The sequence below is a fragment of the Flavobacterium sp. genome (assembly GCF_013822155.1).
Classification (GTDB): Bacteria; Bacteroidota; Bacteroidia; order Flavobacteriales; family Flavobacteriaceae; genus Flavobacterium.
The window spans coordinates 1-1,110 of sequence record NZ_PNJW01000205.1 but is presented as its reverse complement, the minus strand read 5'-3'; the positions used below and the strand labels follow the sequence as shown (position 1 = coordinate 1,110).

The 1,110-nt window shown below is 32.8% G+C and carries 2 protein-coding genes; one reads left to right on the top strand and one right to left on the bottom strand.

The genetic code is table 11. The annotated features are described in order from the left end of the window. Positions 1-85: 85 nt before the first annotated feature. Entirely contained in the window at positions 86-430 is a 345-nt protein-coding gene (locus tag C0512_RS15960; protein ID WP_121311888.1) for a phage holin family protein, read from the bottom strand. 216 nt (positions 431-646) lie between these two features. Between C0512_RS15960 and C0512_RS15955 the strand changes: the two genes are divergently transcribed. Next, a partial coding sequence (locus C0512_RS15955; protein WP_290863361.1) for a choice-of-anchor J domain-containing protein occupies positions 647-1,110 on the top strand: 464 nt, incomplete at its 3' end.

Here is a 1,110-nt window from a genome sequence, read left to right as displayed (position 1 = left end):
TGTTTTTTACATACTAAAATTGGGTTGCAAAATTATAACATTTCTACAACCCTACCAAGTTTTTATTTTATTGATTTTTACCCGGTTATTTTGCCTCACCAGTGATTTGGTAAACCAACGATTGGGAAAGCGATAAGATGATACTGAAGAGCATCGCAGTCCAAAAAGAACTGACCTCAAATCCGTCGACAAAATGGTCGCAAAGCAAGATTATAATGGCATTGATGACCAATAAAAACAATCCAAGCGTAAAAAAAGTGACCGGTAAAGTCAAAAGCACCAATATAGGTTTTACAAAAAAGTTGAGTAAGGCTAAAACAATAGCCACGGTTAGCGCTGTGGTAAATTGGTCAACGATTACACCTTTCATCAGATAAGCGATAGCCATTACTAAAAGCGCAGAGATTAATATTCTAAGGAGTAGTTTCATGGGTTTTCTATTTTATTTCATCAAATATGCAAATAAATTTCAATTTACAATGAACAATAATGCCCTTTTTTGTCCTCTAAATTTTAATCACTTTATCACAATATTCATTTTTATTCCTTGAAAAAAAACAATTTTGTGATGCAAAAGTTAAATTTTTGTAAATAAAAAAAATATATTCCTATATTTGTTCAAATTAACTTTTTAATAAAATCAAATATGAAAAAAATTTTACTCTCTTTTGCTTTATTAACGTCACTTTACGGCAGTTCTCAAATATTATCTGAGGGCTTTGAAGGTGAAACTTTTCCTCCAACAGGATGGACAACTGAGACACAAGTAGCAACAAGAATTTGGAGACCAACCACGGACTACAGTGCTACAACTCAGGCAACTTTCAATATCACTGGCGCAAAATCTGCCATTATTGCTTGGATTGTTGATCCAAATGAGGCTAATTTAATCAGTCCTACTTTTAGTTTGGATGGTTATGCAGATGCTACCTTTAGTTTCAATGCTAAAATTGGATATGAATACATGGTTGCACCTAATGCTAATGGAGATTTAAATGTTCAAATTAGTGACAATGGACTAGACTGGACTACTTTATGGGTTGAAGAAGATCAAGGTCCTTATGAAGACTATGAAACTTTGGCTATTTCTTTAGATTTAGCTGATTATGT

Excerpts from the sequence above, each read along its gene's own strand:
- C0512_RS15960 (WP_121311888.1), bottom strand. The coding sequence starts at position 430 with ATGAAACTACTCCTTAGAATATTAATCTCTGCGCTTTTAGTAATGGCT.